Consider the following 16,190-nt stretch of genomic DNA (forward strand, 5'->3'; position numbering starts at 1 on the left):
GAGCGTGTCCCTGCGATCTCTGCGGCCCTCTGCGTTCTCCGCGTCCTCTGCGTTTAAAAAAGCCGGCCGAAATTCTTCCTCTGCGTCTCTGCGTCTCTGCATTTAAATCCTCGCAATCCCGCCCCATGTCCCGCCTCGCTTTCTTCTCCGCGCTTCTCATTGGCATCATCGCCGCTCACGCCGGCGAACCGCATCCGTCCCTGCCGCAGCCGGTCATCCCCGATTGCCTCGGCGTGAACATCCATTTCACCGACCCGAAGCCCGGCGAGCTCGAGATGATTGCCGCCGCGGGCTTCAAGTGGGTGCGCATGGATTTCGGCTGGGGCGGCACGGAGCGCGTGAAAGGCGAATACGATTTCTCCGCCTATGACCGGCTCGCCGCGGCGTTGGATAAATTCAAGATGCGCGCCGTTTTCATCCTCGACTACGGCAACCCGCTCTACGCCAATCCCGGCGAAACCCAGCCCTTCACCGCGCGGGCGAATACTCCCGAGTTTCGCGAAGCCTTCGGCAAATGGGCCGTTGCGGCGGTGCGGCATTTCAAGGGGCGCGGTTACCTGTGGGAAATGTGGAACGAGCCGAACGGAGGCTTTTGGAAATCCGCCGACAAAACGGGCGACTATATCGCGCTGGCGAAAGCCACGGGCGGAGCGTTGCAGCAGGCGGGGCTGATCGGCCCGAAGGGCGAGGCGTTCATCGGCCCAGCCACGTCGACTATCGACCTGCCCTATCTTGAAGCCTGTTTCAAAGCGGGCCTGCTCGATTACTGGGATGCGGTGAGTGTGCATCCGTATCGCCAGAACGCGCCGGAGACGGTCGAGGAGGAGTATCGCCATCTCCGTCTGCTCATCCGCAAATACGGGCCGAAGGGCAAAGTCGTCCCGATCATTAGTGGCGAGTGGGGCTACTCCAGTGCTTGGGGTTCGCTGGGCAAAGACGAAGCCGCACGCGCCGAAGTGCAGGGCAAATATCTCCCGCGCGAATTCCTGACCAATATCGCCAACGACGTCGCCCTTTCGATCTGGTACGATTGGCACGATGACGGTACCGATCCGAAGGAAGGCGAGCACCGCTTCGGCATCGTGAGCAACGAATACCACGCCAGCCGCGATCCGGTTTACGATCCGAAGCCGGCCTATTTGGCGATGAAGACGCTCACGCAGCAATTGAGGGGATTTCGCTTCAACAAGGCCTTTCGGTATTTGCCCGGAGATTTGGCGAGTTGGCTGATGACAGATGCCGGCGACGATTACAGCCGTGACAAAGCCTGGGATTGTCCCTGCCCTCCGATGCAATTGTGGGCTAAGGAAAAATCCTACGCTTTGGTCTCCTGGACGGCAGGACCCAAACCTTTGACTGGCGAGTTTCCGGCGGTCTACTCCAGTGGCGATGCAGTTGACCACCTCGGGAAAAAGGTGACCGCGGCCCGAAACTCCGAAAGCTGGAAGTTCAAGGTCGATGATAGCGTTGAGTACCGTTTGTTCGATGAATCAGAAATGACGCCACGTTTGGTGGCCGGCTGGAAGCGCTTACCCTTGGAGATCGTTGAGGCTGGACCCGTGGATACAAAAGTGCCGATTCTTTTCACCAATCTCTTCCCACACCGCTTGATCCTGCCTGGCTGGCGCGAATCGCAAAGCCTCTTTCGGAACCCGCCGTGGAATCCGGGCAAACGAGAAGAGGTCTATTCGGAAAGCACGGAGCTATTGCCCGCGCATCAAACCGCGAGTCGCGACTGGGATGTTTTCATTGGCCGCATTCCGCCGCAATTCGAGGAGCAGATCCCGCTTGAAGTGATCTATGGCGTCCGGCCCGAGCGGCTGGTTTTTTCGCAAACGCTTCAGTGTGTAGCGGACAATCCTATCTCCGTTCGATTCGTCGGTGCAACGGGAGGCGCTCTCATTCCGTGGGAAAAGAGCCTTCCGGATGAAAAGGCTCGGAAGGCGGTGATGGCCGCGGGAGCACGGTCGTTCCGTGAACCAATGAAGTTGTTTTTCGAGATTGCTGCCGGGCCGGAGGGGTTGCTGCCGGAGAAAATGTCGGTGGATTATTTTTTGACGGATTTTGGCCTGCACCTTGGTGAGGCTCGCATTCGTTTTGAGGGTGCGAGCAGGACAGCACTGGTGTCCCTCGATTGGAATGGGTCGGAGTGTACCTCCATTTCGCTGGAGACGGCGGCGGGAAAGAGGTTGGGCAGTATGGAGTTTAAACTTGCCGATTTCCAGCCGCTGGCTTGGGAGGTGTCAAAGTTACGCCTTACCTCGGATGGTGATCCCAAATCGCACAGCGAACAGTCGATCGAGACTGTCGTCCCTCCCACGGGTGAGTGTCCGCTGAAGACGCCGGCTTTGAGGCTCCAGTACCAATTTGCGGCGGGCTGGCGATTCTTGCAATTGGTTCCCAATGACCGGACGATGGCGCCCGCTGGCGAAAAGACTACGAAATACGAGCCGAAGGGATTTGGTATCTGGGTATTCGGGGACGGAAAGGGGTGCCAGGCGCGGTTGCGATTTACCGACAATACGGGGCAGACTTTTCAGAGCGATGGCGCCAGGATCGATTGGCAGGGTTGGCGACATGTTGATTTTCAACTTCGGCCTGCCGGAGGAAAGACGCTTGGCCATTGGGGCGGCGCCAATGACGGCACCATTCACTATCCCATCAAATGGGACGCCGTATTCCTCCTCGACAACGGCTCCCGCCAACCCCTACAGGGCGAGATCTACCTCAGCGCGCCGACGTTGATTTATTGAATCGAACGCTCTCTCCTCCGGTGGGCTTTGGCGTCCAGTGCAGTGCAGGAGAGCTGGAAAATCGAAGCTCGCCGGTTGAAGCGGCCGGCTTTGCCCCACAGTCCCATAGGCTTCTCTCCCGCTGAACGGGATCGGCTTTCGGCCGCGCTCCGGATGACCTTTACGCCAGCAACCCGTCCACGACCTTCCCCTGCACGTCCGTGAGGCGGAACTCGCGGCCTTGGTATTTAAATGTCAGTCGCTCGTGGTCGAGACCGAGCAGGTGCAGAACGGTGGCGTTGAGATCGTGCACATGCACTGGATTCTCCGCGACGTTGAAGCCGAATTCATCGGTGCGACCGTAGCTGACGCCGGGTTTGATGCCACCGCCCGCGAGCCATACGGTGTACGCGTCCTTGTGGTGATCGCGTCCGGGCTTGGTCTTTTCGCCCTCGCCACCCATGCCTTGGGCCAGCGGGGTGCGCCCAAATTCGCTCGCCCAGATGACCAGCGTATCCTCGAGCATCCCGCGCTGCTTGAGGTCAGAGATCAGGGCGGCCATCCCTTGATCGACATCGCGGCATTTGCGCGGGAGGGCATTGGCGAGATTGGCGTGGTGATCCCAATCGCTGTCGTAAAGCTCCACCACTCGGACCCCGCGCTCGACGAGGCGCCGGGCGAGGAGGCAATTGTTGGCAAAGGACGCCTTGCCCGGTTGTGCACCGTAGAGCTTGAGGGTATCCGGCGACTCCTTCGAAATATCCATCAACTCCGGCACGCTGATCTGCATGCGATAGGCCAGTTCGTACTGGCTGATCCGGGTGGAGATTTCCGGGTCGCCGACATCCGCGAGATGTGTCTGGTTCAGAGCGCCCACGGCGTCGAGCACCCGGCGGCGGCGGTCTGTGCCGTAGCCTTCGGGATTGGAAAGAAAGAGCACCGCGTCGCCCTGCGTGCGGAATTGGATACCTTGGTAAACGCTGGGCAGAAAGCCGCTCGACCACATGCTCGTGCCCGCGCCGCCGGCGACCCCGCTCAACAGCACGACATAAGCGGGTAGATCGGCGTTCTGCGAACCCAGCCCGTAGGTCACCCACGAGCCGAAACTCGGCCGTCCACCACGCCCGAAGCCGGTGTGCAGAAACATCTGCGCGGGCGCGTGATTGATCTCTTCGGTGTGCAGCGAGCGGACGACCGTCACGTCATCGGCCACGCGCGCGAGATTGGGCAACAGCTCCGAGAGCGTCTGGCCGCTCTGCCCGTGCGTGGCGAAATTGAAGTGCGAGCCCGACAGCTTCATCTCGCCACCGATGAAGGCGAAACGCTTGCCGGCGAGCAGCGACTCCGGACACTTCTCGCCATCGTGCTTCACCAGCTCCGGCTTGGGGTCGAAGAGATCGAGCTGGGAGGGGGCGCCGATCATGTGCAGGTAGATTACCCGCTTCGCTTTCGGCGCGAAATGGGGCAGCTTCGGCGCGAGCGGATTGACCGTCTCCGCGGCCGCATCGCGGAGGAGCGAACCCAGCGCCAGCGCGCCGATGCCAAGACCCGTGCGCTGGAAGAAATGACGGCGGTGAATGAGTTGCGAGTAGAGCATGGCGGTTAGTCTTTCGTGATGGTCTCATCGAGATTGAGGATCGCGCTGGCGACGGAGAACCACGCTTCGCCGGGCTTGCCGGTGGCGGCGAGTTCGGAGTCGTAAAGTTTGTGCAGAATCTCGCGCTCTCCCGGCTCGGGTGCGCGAGCTACGGCCATGCGGAACGCGTGTTCGAGTTTCGTATTCACATCGTTTGGTCCGGAATCGCGATCGGCACCGATCTCCCTGGCAAAGGCCTGCGCAGCCTGCACGTAAACGGGGTCGTTGAGCAGCGTGAGCGCCTGGAGCGGCGTGTTCGAACGCGTGCGTTTCACGCGACACGCGGGCCGCGAGGTGGCATCGAAATTAACGAAGCTCGGATACGGTGACGCGCGCTTGATGACGACATAGATGCCACGGCGATACTGTTCGTCGCCGGGGCTCACGATGTAATCGTATTTCTGGCCGCCGACCTTGGCCCAGAGCCCGTCGGGCTGCGGCGGGCGAATGGGCGGGCCGAATTGCTTGAGATCGAGCAGGCCGGCGATGGCCAGGGCGTTGTCGCGCACTGCCTCGGCGCTCAAACGGAAACGCGGTCCGCGGGCGAGCAGGTGATTGTGCGGATCGCGTTCCCGCAGTTCCGGGGTCTCTCGAGAGCTCTGCCGATAGGTCGCGCTGGTGACGATGAGCCGCAGCAATTTCTTCTGCGACCACCCGTGGTCCATGAACTCCACGGCCAGCCAATCGAGCAGCTTCGGATGCGAAGGCGGCTCGCCCTTGATTCCAAAATCCTCCGGCGTGCTGACAATGCCTTCGCCGAAAATCTCCGCCCAGAGCCGGTTCGCAATGACACGAGCCACGAGTGGATTATCCCGGCTCACCAGCCAGCGCGCCAGCGCCAGTCGATTGCGCGGACCTTCTTCGCGATACGGATGCAGCACCTCCGGCGTGCCTGGTTCCACGGGGTCGCCCGGATTGCGAAAATCGCCCCGCCGGAAAATCGCGTTCACCCGCTGCGTCGTCGTTTCGTTCATTACCAGCGTGCGCAGGGCGGGTAGCGCCTTCTGCTGCTTTTCGAGATCGGCGAGGCGCGCATTCAGCCGGCGCAATTCGGGGTCATCCTTCGGTGGTTGCGGCGCGGCGGGATAACTTCCGGTGATCGCGGAGAGCCGCAGGCGGCCGATGGTGCGCGCGGTGCCGAACTCCTGCACGAGGCGGAAGGTGAGCACGGTGCCATTGTCGTTGGCCAGCGGCTCGGCGGCGCGGAACGTGGCCCAATGCGGCCGATGAAATTGCGGCGCGATGGCCCAGCCCGTCTTGCCGTTCTCATCGATGGCGCCGTTCACGTCCCAACCCGTCTGCGAGAAGTCCGCGCGCGCTTCGGTGAGTTTTACCGGCTTCGCGTCAGTCTCGTGATCCGCGGCGGCGGCGGTGACAGCGAAAGTGTTCAGCACGAAATTCGACCGCAATGGGTCGCCGCGGCCCGGGCCCATTCCGGGCAGAGCAGGATCGGTCAAGGCTTCCAGTTTGAAGCCGACGATGTTCTTCAGCGGAGTGCGCACGGTCACCGTGTAGGTGTCCGTGTTGGGCGGATCGCCGACCAACAGCACGGAGCCGTCATCGAGCACCTTGTGGTTGGCGCCGCCGGTGGATTCGAAATCGGTGGGTGTGAGCACGTGCTCTTCCGTGCCGGCAGTCTTCGTTGCTGGCGTGCTGACCGCAGTGAGCTTCGCCGTCTTCTTCGCGAGCTGCGCCTTGGTGTCGGCGATTTCCCTGGTCAGCTGATTTGACTCCGCTTCTTCCGGCGGGTCGCTGACTTTCATGTATGGCCCGAGGAATTGGATCGAGCCAGGGACCTTGGGATTCTTGCGATCGGCCTCGAGCTCGGTCGTGTTGAAAAAGGCGAAGAGACCGTAGTAATCGCGCTGCTTGAAGGGATCGTATTTGTGATCGTGGCATTGCGTGCACTCCAGCGTCGTGCCGAGCCAGGCCATGCCGAGGGTGTTCACGCGATCGATCACCTGGTTCACGCGATTCTCCTCCGGATCGGTGCCCGCCTCGACGTTGCACATGGTGCAGCGATTAAAGCCAGTGGCGACATGCTGCTGCTCGGTGGCGTTGGGCAGTAGATCGCCGGCGAGTTGTTCGATGGTGAATTCATCGAACGGCATATCCGCATTGAAGGCGCGAATCACCCAATCGCGATAGGGCCAGAGATCGACGAGATCGTCGCGCTGGAAGCCGTGCGAGTCCGCATAGCGCGCGACATCGAGCCACTGGCGCGCCCATTTTTCGCCGAACTGTGGCGAGGCGAGGAGGCGGTCCGCGAGGTGTTCGACCGCTTTTTGCGTGTTTGGAAAAGACAGTGAGACAATGGGACTTTGTGACAATGAGACATTGGTGCGCGCGACCTTCTCCTTGTCCGACTGTCCGATTGTCTCATTGTCTTTTTCTCCGGCGCATTCGCGCACGAAGGCCTCCACTTCCTCGGGCTTCGGCGGCAGGCCGATGAGATCGAGATAGAGACGCCGGGCGAGGACGTGGGGCTCGGCGGAGGGCGCGGGCTGAAGCTTTTCCGTGATGAGTCGCGCGCGGACGAAAGCGTCGATGGGGTTGGCGCCGGGATCCGGCACTTGCGGCACCGCGGGAAGCACCGGCGCAACATAGGACCAATGTTTCGCCGGCTTCACGCCATCCGGCCACGGCGCTCCGGCGGCGATCCAGGTGCGGATCTTTTCGATCTCGGGCGCAGTGAGTTTTTCACCGCGATTCGGCATGACGTCGTGATCGCCTTTGGGGAGCGAAATGCGATGAACCAACTCGCTGTCATCGGGCTTGCCCTTGACGATCGTGTCGCCGCTGTCGCCGCCTTGGAAAGCGGCTTCGCGCTCATCGAGTCGCAGGCCGCCCTTGTGTTTTTGCGCGCCGTGACATTCGAAACAGGAACGTTGCAGGAGCGGATAGACATCGCGGACGAAATCGACGTTGTCCGCCGCCCGTCCATCATAAGCCAGCATCAGCGAGACCGTGGCGATGGGGATGAGGCCAAGGCGTGGATGGCGGATGAGGTCGAAGATCATCAGGAAGGGGAGACGTTGTCCGGTTGGGGGGGCGGAAGAAATGTGGTCGCTAGGTTACCAACACCCCGCCGTGAACCTAGTTACGGGATAACGTAGTACGCGCTGTGCGCTCGCCTGTGGCGATGTTTGGGTGAGATGGGCGGGATGCGTCGCGGTTAGAATAAATGCCAAAAAGTATTTCCGAATAGCGGCGATACTTGGGGAGGCGTTTGGCAGGGATACGCGAAGCGCCCAAAAAAGCCTGTCATCCTGAGCGGAGGGCCCCGGCGGGCGAAGGTGGCGGGCACGCAGTCGAAAGCCGGGTCTGCGAGACGCCTATGGGACTGTGGGGCAAATCTCCAATATCCGTGGGCGACGGTGGTCGGAAAAACGGGTGCGTGGTCCGGCGTAATTGGGGAGGCTCCGCGCGAAAGCCCACGGAAGTTTGAGGTCCTTCGACTCCGCCCATGCTTCCCTGCTCCGCTCAGGATGACGTTCTTTTTGGAGCCGCTCCGCGTCGCTGACCAGAACGGCAGTGGATAGTTACTTTCGCGGTGGCTTCGGTTTACAAGAATCATCCTTCGCGCCGCGCCTAAAAAGGTCTACCAGAGGGAAAATGATCCAAATGACCGTTAAGCCGACTATTGTAAAAGGAGAAGGCTTGATCGTGATTGCATACGAAAGGGTAGCCGCTACACCGAGCAGAACTGACAGGTAGAGGCGGAGGGTTGGATTCAATTTCATAGCTACCGTTCGAACTGCTTCGGAATCTCCGCAGTGATCCGATGTGCTATTGCTACAGCAATACTTTGCTCATCGCATTGAGTTTCGCAGAACATTCCAGCCGGCATAAAGCAGGACGCCGAGCGCCGTGAGAAAAGGCAGGAGCGCGAGCCAGCGGTTTTGCTCCCTGCGCAACAGGGCCGCGAGCCCACAGCCGAAAGTGGCGGCGGCCGTGATGAGCGCGCCGATGATAAATTGCCCTATGCCGGGCAACCAATCGCCGTTTCCCCGCTGTTCCACCGCCCTTTGGTAGACCATGAAAGTGATCAGGCCGCCGAGTGCCGGCACCACCCAGGTGGCGATGGTACAATACGGAGGGCGGGTCCGGGGCGGTTCTGGGGAGGGGGTGTCCGAAGCCGGCATAAGCATCAATCACACTTTTTTCAGAGAAGCGCTCAAGCCCGAAATTTTTTTCGGAAAGAATCTCGTCCCGCGGCCTGAAATGCGCTCTTCTTTCACCCCGCGCCGTGCGCGACTTCGAATTCCTTTCACAGCACAGCCATGTCGTATACTGAAATTTCCGGTGGAGTCACCGCTGCCCAGGGCTTCCTCGCTGGCAGCGTTTATTGTGGCATCAAGGCGTCCAACGCCAACCGTCCGGATATCGCTCTCATTTATTCTCCGCAGCCCACGGTCGTCGCCGGTACGTTTACCACGAACAAGGTGAAGGCCGCGCCGGTGCGCGTGTCGATGGCCCACCTGCGCGGCAACGACGTGCGGGCGATCGTGGCCAATGCGGGCAACGCGAATGCTTGCACCGGCGTCGCGGGCATCGAGACGGCGAAGCGCATGGCGGCCGCCACGGCCAAAGCGCTGAAGTTGCGTCCGCGTCAGGTCATGGTGTGCTCCACGGGACGCATCGGCGTGCCGCTGCCGATTGGCAAGATGGTCACAGCGATCGCGAAATTGCCCGAGGCGGTGAAGAACAATGGCAGCCGCCGCGCCGCGGAGGCAATCATGACGAGCGACACTTTTGCCAAGGAGATCGCCGTGGAGTTCGAGCTCGATGGCAAGCCGGTGCGCATCGGCGGCATCGCCAAAGGTGCGGGGATGATCGATCCCAACATGGCGACGATGTTGTGCTTCATTTCCACGGACGCGGCGATCGAGAAGAAGCAATTGCAGGAGGCGCTTTCCGCGTCGGTCGAGCAGTCGTTCAATCGCATTACCGTCGATGGCGACATGAGCACGAACGACACGGTGATAATACTCGCAAACGGCACCGCGGGAAACAAGTCGCTGCGCCAGGGCGCGGCGGGGATGAAGCTTTTCCAGCGCGCGCTCGATCACGTGACGCGTAATCTCGCGCGGATGATTGTGGAGGACGGCGAGGGCGTGACGAAATTTGTGGAAGTGCACGTGAACGGCGCGGCGAATCTCGCCGACGCGCGCAAGGCCGCCGAGGCGGTGGCGAATTCCACGCTCACGAAATGCGCGTGGTTTGGCGGCGATCCCAATTGGGGCCGCATCATGGATGCGCTCGGCTATTGCGACGCGAAGATGCGCGAGGAAAATGTGGATATTTTCTACGACGGCCTCATCGCGGTGAAAGGCGGCATGGCGAGCAAGACCCCGTTTTCCAAGCTCAAGAAAATCGTCGCGCAGAAGAAGCTCACCATCACCATCGACCTGCATGTGGGGAGCGCGGATTACACAGTCTTTACGACCGACTTGAGCACCGATTACGTTAAGCTGAACATGGGCGAGTAATTCGCTTATCCTTTCGTTTTCATGGCCCAACCACCCAATGTCCGAGCCGAGGCGCTCATCGAGGCGCTTCCTTTTATCCAGAAGTTTCGCGGTCAGCTTTTTGTCATCAAGTATGGCGGCAGCGCGATGGAAGACGAACAGGTCGTCGAGCGCTTCCTGCGCGACGTCGTTTTCCTCGAGGCTGTCGGGATCAATCCCGTGGTGATTCACGGGGGCGGCAAGGCGATCACGAGCAAGATGCGCGATGCCGGTCTCAAGCCGCGCTTTGTGAATGGCCTGCGTGTCACGGATGAACAGTCGATCTGCATCGTCGAGGACGTGCTCGATAACGAGATCAATCCGGCGATCGTGAAGGTCATGCACGGCTTTGGGGGCAAGGCCGTGGGGATCAAGGGCAAGGACGTGCTCATCGGCAAAAAGCTGCCGCCGCAGACCGAAGGAAAATCGACGAAGATCGACATGGGATTTGTCGGCGAAGTGATCGACGTGCAGACCGACATCATCGCGAAGGCGATCGCCGCGGAGTCGGTGCCGGTGATTTCGCCGCTGGCCCGCGATGCTTCGGGACATGCCTTGAACATCAATGCGGACATCGCCGCGGGGACGGTGGCGGGCCGCTTGCGCGCGGCGAAGTTCATCTACCTGAGCGATGTGCCGGGCATCATGCGCGACCCGACGGACAAGGAGTCGCTGATCCCGTCGGTCAATCGCGCGGAGATCGAGCAACTGCGCGAGGACGAGATCATCACCGGCGGAATGATTCCGAAGGTGGAAAGCGCCTTGCACGCGCTGGCCGAAGGCGTCGAGAAGGTGCACTTCATCGACGGCCGCACCCCACATTCGCTGTTGCTGGAGATTTTCACCAATACCGGTGTCGGGACGGAGATCGTGGCGTAGTCGCGGCGCGCAACGCGCAGCATTGTAGCCGCCTCGCTCCGCCGAGGCGCGGAGGTGCTGTCTTGACAACAGCTCACACCCGACGGCTACGGAGCGCCGTACCTACAACGTCCTAACAATGCGCGCTGACGGAGCCTAAACATTACCCACATCTCAAAAAGGCTGCGGATGGGGCCCGCGAATCACGCAGATAACGCGAATGAGGAGGATTTTATTCGCGTGATTTGCGTGATTCGCAGGCACTTCTTCTCTCCGCGGGACCTTCAAAAAAGATGTGGGTAATGGTTAGGACGGAGCAGCGCCCTCCAATGTGACCGCGATCGCTTACCGATAAAACGCCGCGATTTGTTCGACGACGTAGGTCTGCTGTTCCTCGGTGAGTTCGGGGAAGATGGGCAGGGCCAGGCTTTCCCTGGCGGCGCGTTCGGCTTCGGGGAATTCGCCTTCCTCGTAGCCGAGATACGCGAAGCACTCCTGCATGTGCAACGGCAGCGGATAGTAGATCTCGGAGCCGATGCCGGCCTTGGTAAGATGCGCACGCAGTTCGTCGCGCTTCGGGGCGCGGACGATGAACTGGTTGTAGATGTGATGATTCGGCAGGCCAGCATCCGCGTAGACCTCGGTGGGTAGCGTGATGGGTAGAGCGTGCCTGGAGAGGGCCGTACGGTAGAAATCGGCCCGGGCGCGGCGGCCGGCGCTCCACGTATCGAGGTGCGGCAGCTTCACATTGAGCACGGCGGACTGGATGGCATCGATGCGGAAATTGCCGCCGATCCATTTGTGGTAATAGCGCACTTCCATCCCGTGGTTGCGCAGGGCGCGAATTTTCACGGCGAGCTTTTCGTCGCGGCAAACGACCATGCCGGCATCGCCAAAGGCGCCGAGGTTTTTCGTCGGGTAAAATGAAAACCAGCCCGCCTCGCCGATCGCTCCCGCACCGCCGAGTGGGTGACGCGCGCCGAGGGCCTGGGCGGCATCCTCGAGCACCGGGATGCCGTATTTTTTTCCGAGAGCGACGATCGCCTCCATGTCGGCACACTGCCCGTAGAGATGCACGGGGATGATCCCCTTGGCGTCCGGCGTGCGGGCGAGCGTGGTCTCGAGCGCCGGCACGGAGATGTTGAAAGTGACGGGATCGATATCGACGAACACCGGCGTCGCTCCCAGCCGCGCCACGCAACTGGCCGTGGCGAAAAAGGTGTAGGGTGTGGTGAGGACTTTGTCGCCCGGTCCGATGCCGAGCGCCATGAGCAGCATGAGTTGGGCGTCCGTGCCGGAAGAGGCGCCGATGGCGTGGCCTGCGCCACAATAGTCGGCCACGGCCTTTTCCAGCTTCTCCGTCTGCGGCCCGAGGAGCAGGGCTTGCGAATCCGCCACGGCCTCGATCTCCCGGAGCAGTTGAGCCTTGAGAGGTGCGTACTGGAGTTTGAGATCGAGAAGAGGGACTTGCATCGAGGCAGAATCTTTCAGCGGAGCCGCCGCCGGTCGAGAGGGATTTGCGATCAGACAATCCGGCGGTGCGCCCAGCGCAGCCAGGTCTGCCAGGCGAGCAATCCGACGAGCGCAATCACCAGCAACTGGATCAGCGACGGTTTTCCCACCCGGGCAAACCACGACGATTTCGAAGGCGTGATGAATTCGATGGTGAAGAGGCGGTTTCCCGGATCGCCATTGGGCTGCAGCGTGGAGACGCGAACGGTCCATGGCTCGCCGGAGGCCAGGCCGTTGAGGACGGCGACGTTATTGGACCCGCGCGCTTCGATGGGAATGTCCTTGGGCGTGACCCAGGAGACCTGCAAATTCCCGTCGTGGTCGAGCTGCAGTTGCCGCATTTCGATGCGGAAGCGCGTGCTGATGCCGAGATTGGCCGGCCACACGATCTCGGCACTGGTCGGAGTGACATGATCGACGTGCACTCCTTCGGGCAGAGTGACGTCTGGTGCCCAATCGGGTTGGACATAGGGCGCTTTCGTGGGCGCGCTTTCGGCGGAATCCGGGGGACCACTGGAGTTGTCGGGAGGGGCGCTGCTGGCAACCGGCACCGCGATGCTTCCGACGAGGACGCGCGGTGCTTTTTGGGGGCCACCCGCGATTTCCGCTTCCACCGGAATATCGAACGTCTGCGTGCCGGCCTTGAATTTCAGCCACGTGCGGAATTTGCCGCTGGTCTTGCCATCGATCTCGATGGGGAATTCCTTCTTTTCCCCCGGCTGCAGCATGGTGCCTTTTTCTGTGAGTTGGAAAGGCGGGCTGATCTCCCACGACACGTAGCCATTGGCCCCGCCGATATTCTCCACCGAGAAACGGGCGCTGGCTTTTTTGCCTGCGTCGATGCGGCCGAATTCCACGTCCCCTGTCGTGGTTCGCAGCACGGCTTCGAGCGCGGGGACCCGTACGGGAACGGAGATGGTGAAATCCTTGGCCACGAGATGAATCTCCGCCTCCATCGCCTGGACATTGTCCGGAGAGGCTTCGACGGGAATGGAGGCGGTGGCGTGGGCGGCGATGGTGACTTCGGCGGGAACCTTCAGGTGCGGATCGGTCTTGAGCTGGAGCGTGCGTGTTTCGTCGAGTTGGTTCGTTAGGGCGAAGGTGCCGGAGCGGATGGCTTCACCAGGGCTCTGGGTCAATACCCACTGCTCCGGGATGGCGGCGATGGCGGCTTCGGCCACCCCGCGCAAGGTGGTGCTGTGCTCGGGGTCGGAGGTGTAACGGGCGACCCCATCGAATTTGCCTCCCATATCGGGGGCGAAGATCACTTTGAAAACGGCGACGTCCCCATTGCGCAGCTTGTAGGCGGCCTTTCCTTCCAACTTCCACGGCGCATCCACGATCACGTCGCCCGAGGCAATCATTCCTCCTTGGTTGCTGATCTCCAGCAGACGCGAAGTGGTGGCGCCGACGCGGATGGTGGAAAAGTCGATCGTGTCCTTGATCTGAAGCAGCGGGGCCTGATCCAGGATGGTGATGGTCACCTCCACGGGCGCCGAAACGCCCGCGCCGCCCTGCACTGCATAGGTAAACTTGTCCGTGGTGATATTGAGATCGGGTGGCGGATCGTAGATGACGGAGGAAACCTCGCGCTCCTTTGGCTGCGGTTCGGAGAGCTTGCCGTGCAGGGGAGCAGTGCGAATGAGGTATTTCAGCGGCTCACCGGCTTTTCCGTAGATCCGCAGGGGGATCTCCGTTTGACCCTCCCGGTGAATCTTCAGGTTCAATTCCACGGGTTGGGGCGGCGCGACGCCGACCTCGGGCTCGGGCGGTTTGCGCGCGGCACGGACGGGGAACTCCGCGCCCAGGCAGAACACACAGAAAATCAGAAGCAGGCGGGAAAAGGTCAAGGGCACGGCGGCGGTTACGTTGCTGTGAACACGCCTTCCCGTCCAAAAGTTTCCGTCAAGGATGATGAAAAGGCGAAAATTTATGTGATTGCCGCCGCGCGGTTGCCTCCGTATGAAACAGCATCTTTTCCCGTCGCATGAGACCCGCTGGCTATACTCAAACTCTCCTGGCCATCCTATTTTGCACGTTCGGCGTCTTCGGACACCACGCCTCGGCCCAACTTTTCGGCACGCGCACGCCGGCGCCCGCAATGAAAAGACCGGGCGACCTGATCCACCGCGGCCAGGCCCCCGCGAAGATCGATAAAGGCCTGGAGTCGACGATCAACCCGGACAATTCCCACGTGATCGTCTCGCTGAGCAAACAGCGAGTGTATCTGATGGTGGGCGAGCAGGTTTACATCGATACGCCATGCTCCACGGGCAAGCGTGGGCACGAGACGCCGCGGGGCGACTTCCACGTGCGGGAAAAAGACCCGGATCATCGTTCGAGCATTTATGGGGACTTCGTGGACCGTGGCGGCCGGGTGGTGCGCTCGGGAGTGAGCACGCAGATTGATTCGGCACCGAGCGGCACGCATTACGTCGGTGCTTCGATGAAGTGGTTCTGCCGTCTCACGGACACGGGCGTGGGCATGCACGTGGGAATCCTGCCCGGCTATGCCGCTTCGCACGGCTGCGTGCGTCTGCCGTCGGATATCGCGCCGCTCATCTACCAGAAGGTAAAGGTCGGCACGCCGGCGGTTATTGAGGAGTAAGCTGGCGGCGCAGCAGATCGAAGGCGGTCTGACTCACGAGATCTTTGAACGTCTTGCGCTCGCTGGCGAAACGATGCCGCGCGACAATGGTCGGACCCATTTTTCCGGCGAGGGCAATGAAGACGGTTCCCACAGGTTTTTCTTCCGTGCCGCCATCGGGGCCGGCGATGCCCGTCGTGGCCAGCGCGTAGTCCGTGCCGGCCTTTTGCCGCGCGCCTTCCGCCATGGCCCGGGCGACCGGTTCGCTGACCGCACCATGTGCTCTAATGAGCTCGGGGTCGACTCCCACAGCGCTGGTCTTCACCGCATTGGCATAGGTAACGTAGCCGGCCAGGAACACGGCCGAGGCGCCGGGGACGTTGGTGATGCGGTTGGCCAAAAGGCCGCCGGTGCAGGATTCCGCGCAGGCCAGAGTCTCGCCACGAGCGGTCAGCAGATCAACCAACACCTTTTCCAGCAGACGCTGATCGTGCGAGACGATGTGCGGGCCGAGCTTCTCGATAATGATCCGTTCCGCTTCCACCAGGACGTGCGGCAGACCGATTGTCCGGACGTCGACTTCGCCGGGGCGCGCGCAATAGCCGAGTTCGAGATCGAGGGCGAGGAGTTGCGCGCCGACCAGTTCTTCCACCGCCGATTCGCCGAGGCCGGCCACGCGCACCGTCCGCATTTCGATCAATGGTCGCGGCGGGAGCAGTCGCTCGAGGATCGGGAGCACCTGGTCGGTCACCATGGGCTCCAATTCGCGTGGCGGTCCTGGCAGGAGGAAAAGGTGGGGCGCAGTGATCTTCCCATGCATCCGCGCCGCGAGATACAGGCCGGGGGCGGTGCCATTGGGATTATGCAGCACGGTCGCTTGGGTGGGGCGTTGGGCCTGGCGGCGATTGCGCGGGCTCATCGGCATATGGCGCCGGGCAAACCGCCGCTCGATCGCGGCCATGACTGTTTCGTCGTGGATCAACTCCATGCCCAGCAATTCCGCCACGGTCTCGCGGGTGATGTCGTCCGTGGTGGGGCCGAGTCCGCCGGTGATGATCACCGCATCGGCGCGGCCGAAAGTCTCCGCCAAGGCATTGCGAATGGCCACGCCATCCGGCACCGTCACCTGCCGCTGGATCCGCAAGCCGAGCGGGAAGAGCGCCTGGGCGAGAAATTGGACGTGCGTGTTGAGCACGCTGCCGAGGAGCAGTTCAGTGCCGGTATTGAGGACTTCGATACGCATGGTGGGGCTGGCGGGACGATGCGGAGATGAGCCGTGGACACCCCGCGGAGTCAATCTCCTTCGGTAGGGCCTCGTTCGCCTCGGCTCCCCGGTTTACTGCCATTCGCTCCAG

10 protein-coding genes are annotated in these 16,190 nt (G+C 61.5%); 4 read left to right on the top strand and 6 right to left on the bottom strand.

All coding sequences use genetic code 11. The annotated features are described in order from the left end of the window. Window positions 1–125 precede the first annotated feature (125 nt). Entirely contained in the window at window positions 126–2,753 is a 2,628-nt protein-coding gene (locus CFE428DRAFT_RS33380) for a glycoside hydrolase family protein (protein ID WP_006979488.1), read from the top strand. A gap of 160 nt (window positions 2,754–2,913) precedes the next feature. Here the strand turns inward: CFE428DRAFT_RS33380 and CFE428DRAFT_RS10425 are convergent, their stop codons facing one another. The 3 genes from CFE428DRAFT_RS10425 to CFE428DRAFT_RS10435 form a co-directional block, all read right to left on the bottom strand. After that, window positions 2,914–4,329 (bottom strand): DUF1501 domain-containing protein, encoded by a 1,416-nt coding sequence (locus CFE428DRAFT_RS10425; protein ID WP_006979489.1) that lies wholly within the window; start codon window positions 4,327–4,329, stop codon window positions 2,914–2,916. 5 nt (window positions 4,330–4,334) lie between these two features. Next, a complete protein-coding gene (locus CFE428DRAFT_RS10430; RefSeq protein WP_006979490.1) occupies window positions 4,335–7,388 on the bottom strand; it encodes a PSD1 and planctomycete cytochrome C domain-containing protein in 3,054 nt (1,017 codons plus the stop codon). Window positions 7,389–8,180: 792 nt separating this feature from the next. Next, the gene (locus CFE428DRAFT_RS10435) at window positions 8,181–8,441 is read right to left on the bottom strand and encodes a hypothetical protein (RefSeq protein WP_131989251.1); all 261 of its coding nucleotides are present in this window, start codon (window positions 8,439–8,441) and stop codon (window positions 8,181–8,183) included. A gap of 210 nt (window positions 8,442–8,651) precedes the next feature. Here CFE428DRAFT_RS10435 and argJ point away from each other — a divergent pair, with 210 nt between their 5' ends. Further along, window positions 8,652–9,860, top strand: coding sequence for a bifunctional glutamate N-acetyltransferase/amino-acid acetyltransferase ArgJ (gene argJ / locus CFE428DRAFT_RS10440; RefSeq protein WP_006979492.1), 1,209 nt, complete (start codon window positions 8,652–8,654; stop codon window positions 9,858–9,860). A gap of 21 nt (window positions 9,861–9,881) precedes the next feature. Beyond that, the gene (gene argB / locus CFE428DRAFT_RS10445) at window positions 9,882–10,757 is read left to right on the top strand and encodes an acetylglutamate kinase (RefSeq protein ID WP_006979493.1); all 876 of its coding nucleotides are present in this window, start codon (window positions 9,882–9,884) and stop codon (window positions 10,755–10,757) included. A 324-nt stretch (window positions 10,758–11,081) separates the two neighbouring features. Here the strand turns inward: argB and CFE428DRAFT_RS10450 are convergent, their stop codons facing one another. Then, window positions 11,082–12,209: a DegT/DnrJ/EryC1/StrS family aminotransferase gene (locus CFE428DRAFT_RS10450; protein ID WP_006979494.1), complete on the bottom strand. Its 1,128-nt coding sequence runs from the start codon at window positions 12,207–12,209 to the stop codon at window positions 11,082–11,084. A gap of 50 nt (window positions 12,210–12,259) precedes the next feature. Then, window positions 12,260–14,098, bottom strand: a complete 1,839-nt coding sequence (locus CFE428DRAFT_RS10455) for a hypothetical protein (RefSeq protein ID WP_157447475.1) — start codon at window positions 14,096–14,098, stop codon at window positions 12,260–12,262. A 137-nt stretch (window positions 14,099–14,235) separates the two neighbouring features. Between CFE428DRAFT_RS10455 and CFE428DRAFT_RS10460 the strand changes: the two genes are divergently transcribed. Then, window positions 14,236–14,856, top strand: coding sequence for a L,D-transpeptidase family protein (locus CFE428DRAFT_RS10460; RefSeq protein ID WP_006979496.1), 621 nt, complete (start codon window positions 14,236–14,238; stop codon window positions 14,854–14,856). Here CFE428DRAFT_RS10460 and CFE428DRAFT_RS10465 read toward each other — a convergent pair. Continuing rightward, complete coding sequence (locus CFE428DRAFT_RS10465) at window positions 14,843–16,078, bottom strand: competence/damage-inducible protein A (RefSeq protein ID WP_006979497.1); 1,236 nt, start codon at window positions 16,076–16,078, stop codon at window positions 14,843–14,845. The two genes, CFE428DRAFT_RS10460 and CFE428DRAFT_RS10465, sit on opposite strands and share 14 nt — an antisense overlap. Window positions 16,079–16,190 lie beyond the last annotated feature (112 nt).

Origin of the sequence: Chthoniobacter flavus Ellin428 (assembly GCF_000173075.1) — a bacterium.
Taxonomy (GTDB): Bacteria; Verrucomicrobiota; Verrucomicrobiia; order Chthoniobacterales; family Chthoniobacteraceae; genus Chthoniobacter; species Chthoniobacter flavus.

Bases quoted from the DNA above. Each gene is read 5' to 3' on its own strand.
- argB (WP_006979493.1), top strand. From the start codon at position 9,882: ATGGCCCAACCACCCAATGTCCGAGCCGAGGCGCTCATCGAGGCGCTT.
- CFE428DRAFT_RS33380 (WP_006979488.1), top strand. From the start codon at position 126: ATGTCCCGCCTCGCTTTCTTCTCCGCGCTTCTCATTGGCATCATCGCC.
- CFE428DRAFT_RS10465 (WP_006979497.1), bottom strand. From the start codon at position 16,078: ATGCGTATCGAAGTCCTCAATACCGGCACTGAACTGCTCCTCGGCAGC.
- CFE428DRAFT_RS10450 (WP_006979494.1), bottom strand. From the start codon at position 12,209: ATGCAAGTCCCTCTTCTCGATCTCAAACTCCAGTACGCACCTCTCAAG.
- CFE428DRAFT_RS10425 (WP_006979489.1), bottom strand. From the start codon at position 4,329: ATGCTCTACTCGCAACTCATTCACCGCCGTCATTTCTTCCAGCGCACG.
- CFE428DRAFT_RS10430 (WP_006979490.1), bottom strand. From the start codon at position 7,388: ATGATCTTCGACCTCATCCGCCATCCACGCCTTGGCCTCATCCCCATC.
- CFE428DRAFT_RS10460 (WP_006979496.1), top strand. From the start codon at position 14,236: ATGAGACCCGCTGGCTATACTCAAACTCTCCTGGCCATCCTATTTTGC.
- argJ (WP_006979492.1), top strand. From the start codon at position 8,652: ATGTCGTATACTGAAATTTCCGGTGGAGTCACCGCTGCCCAGGGCTTC.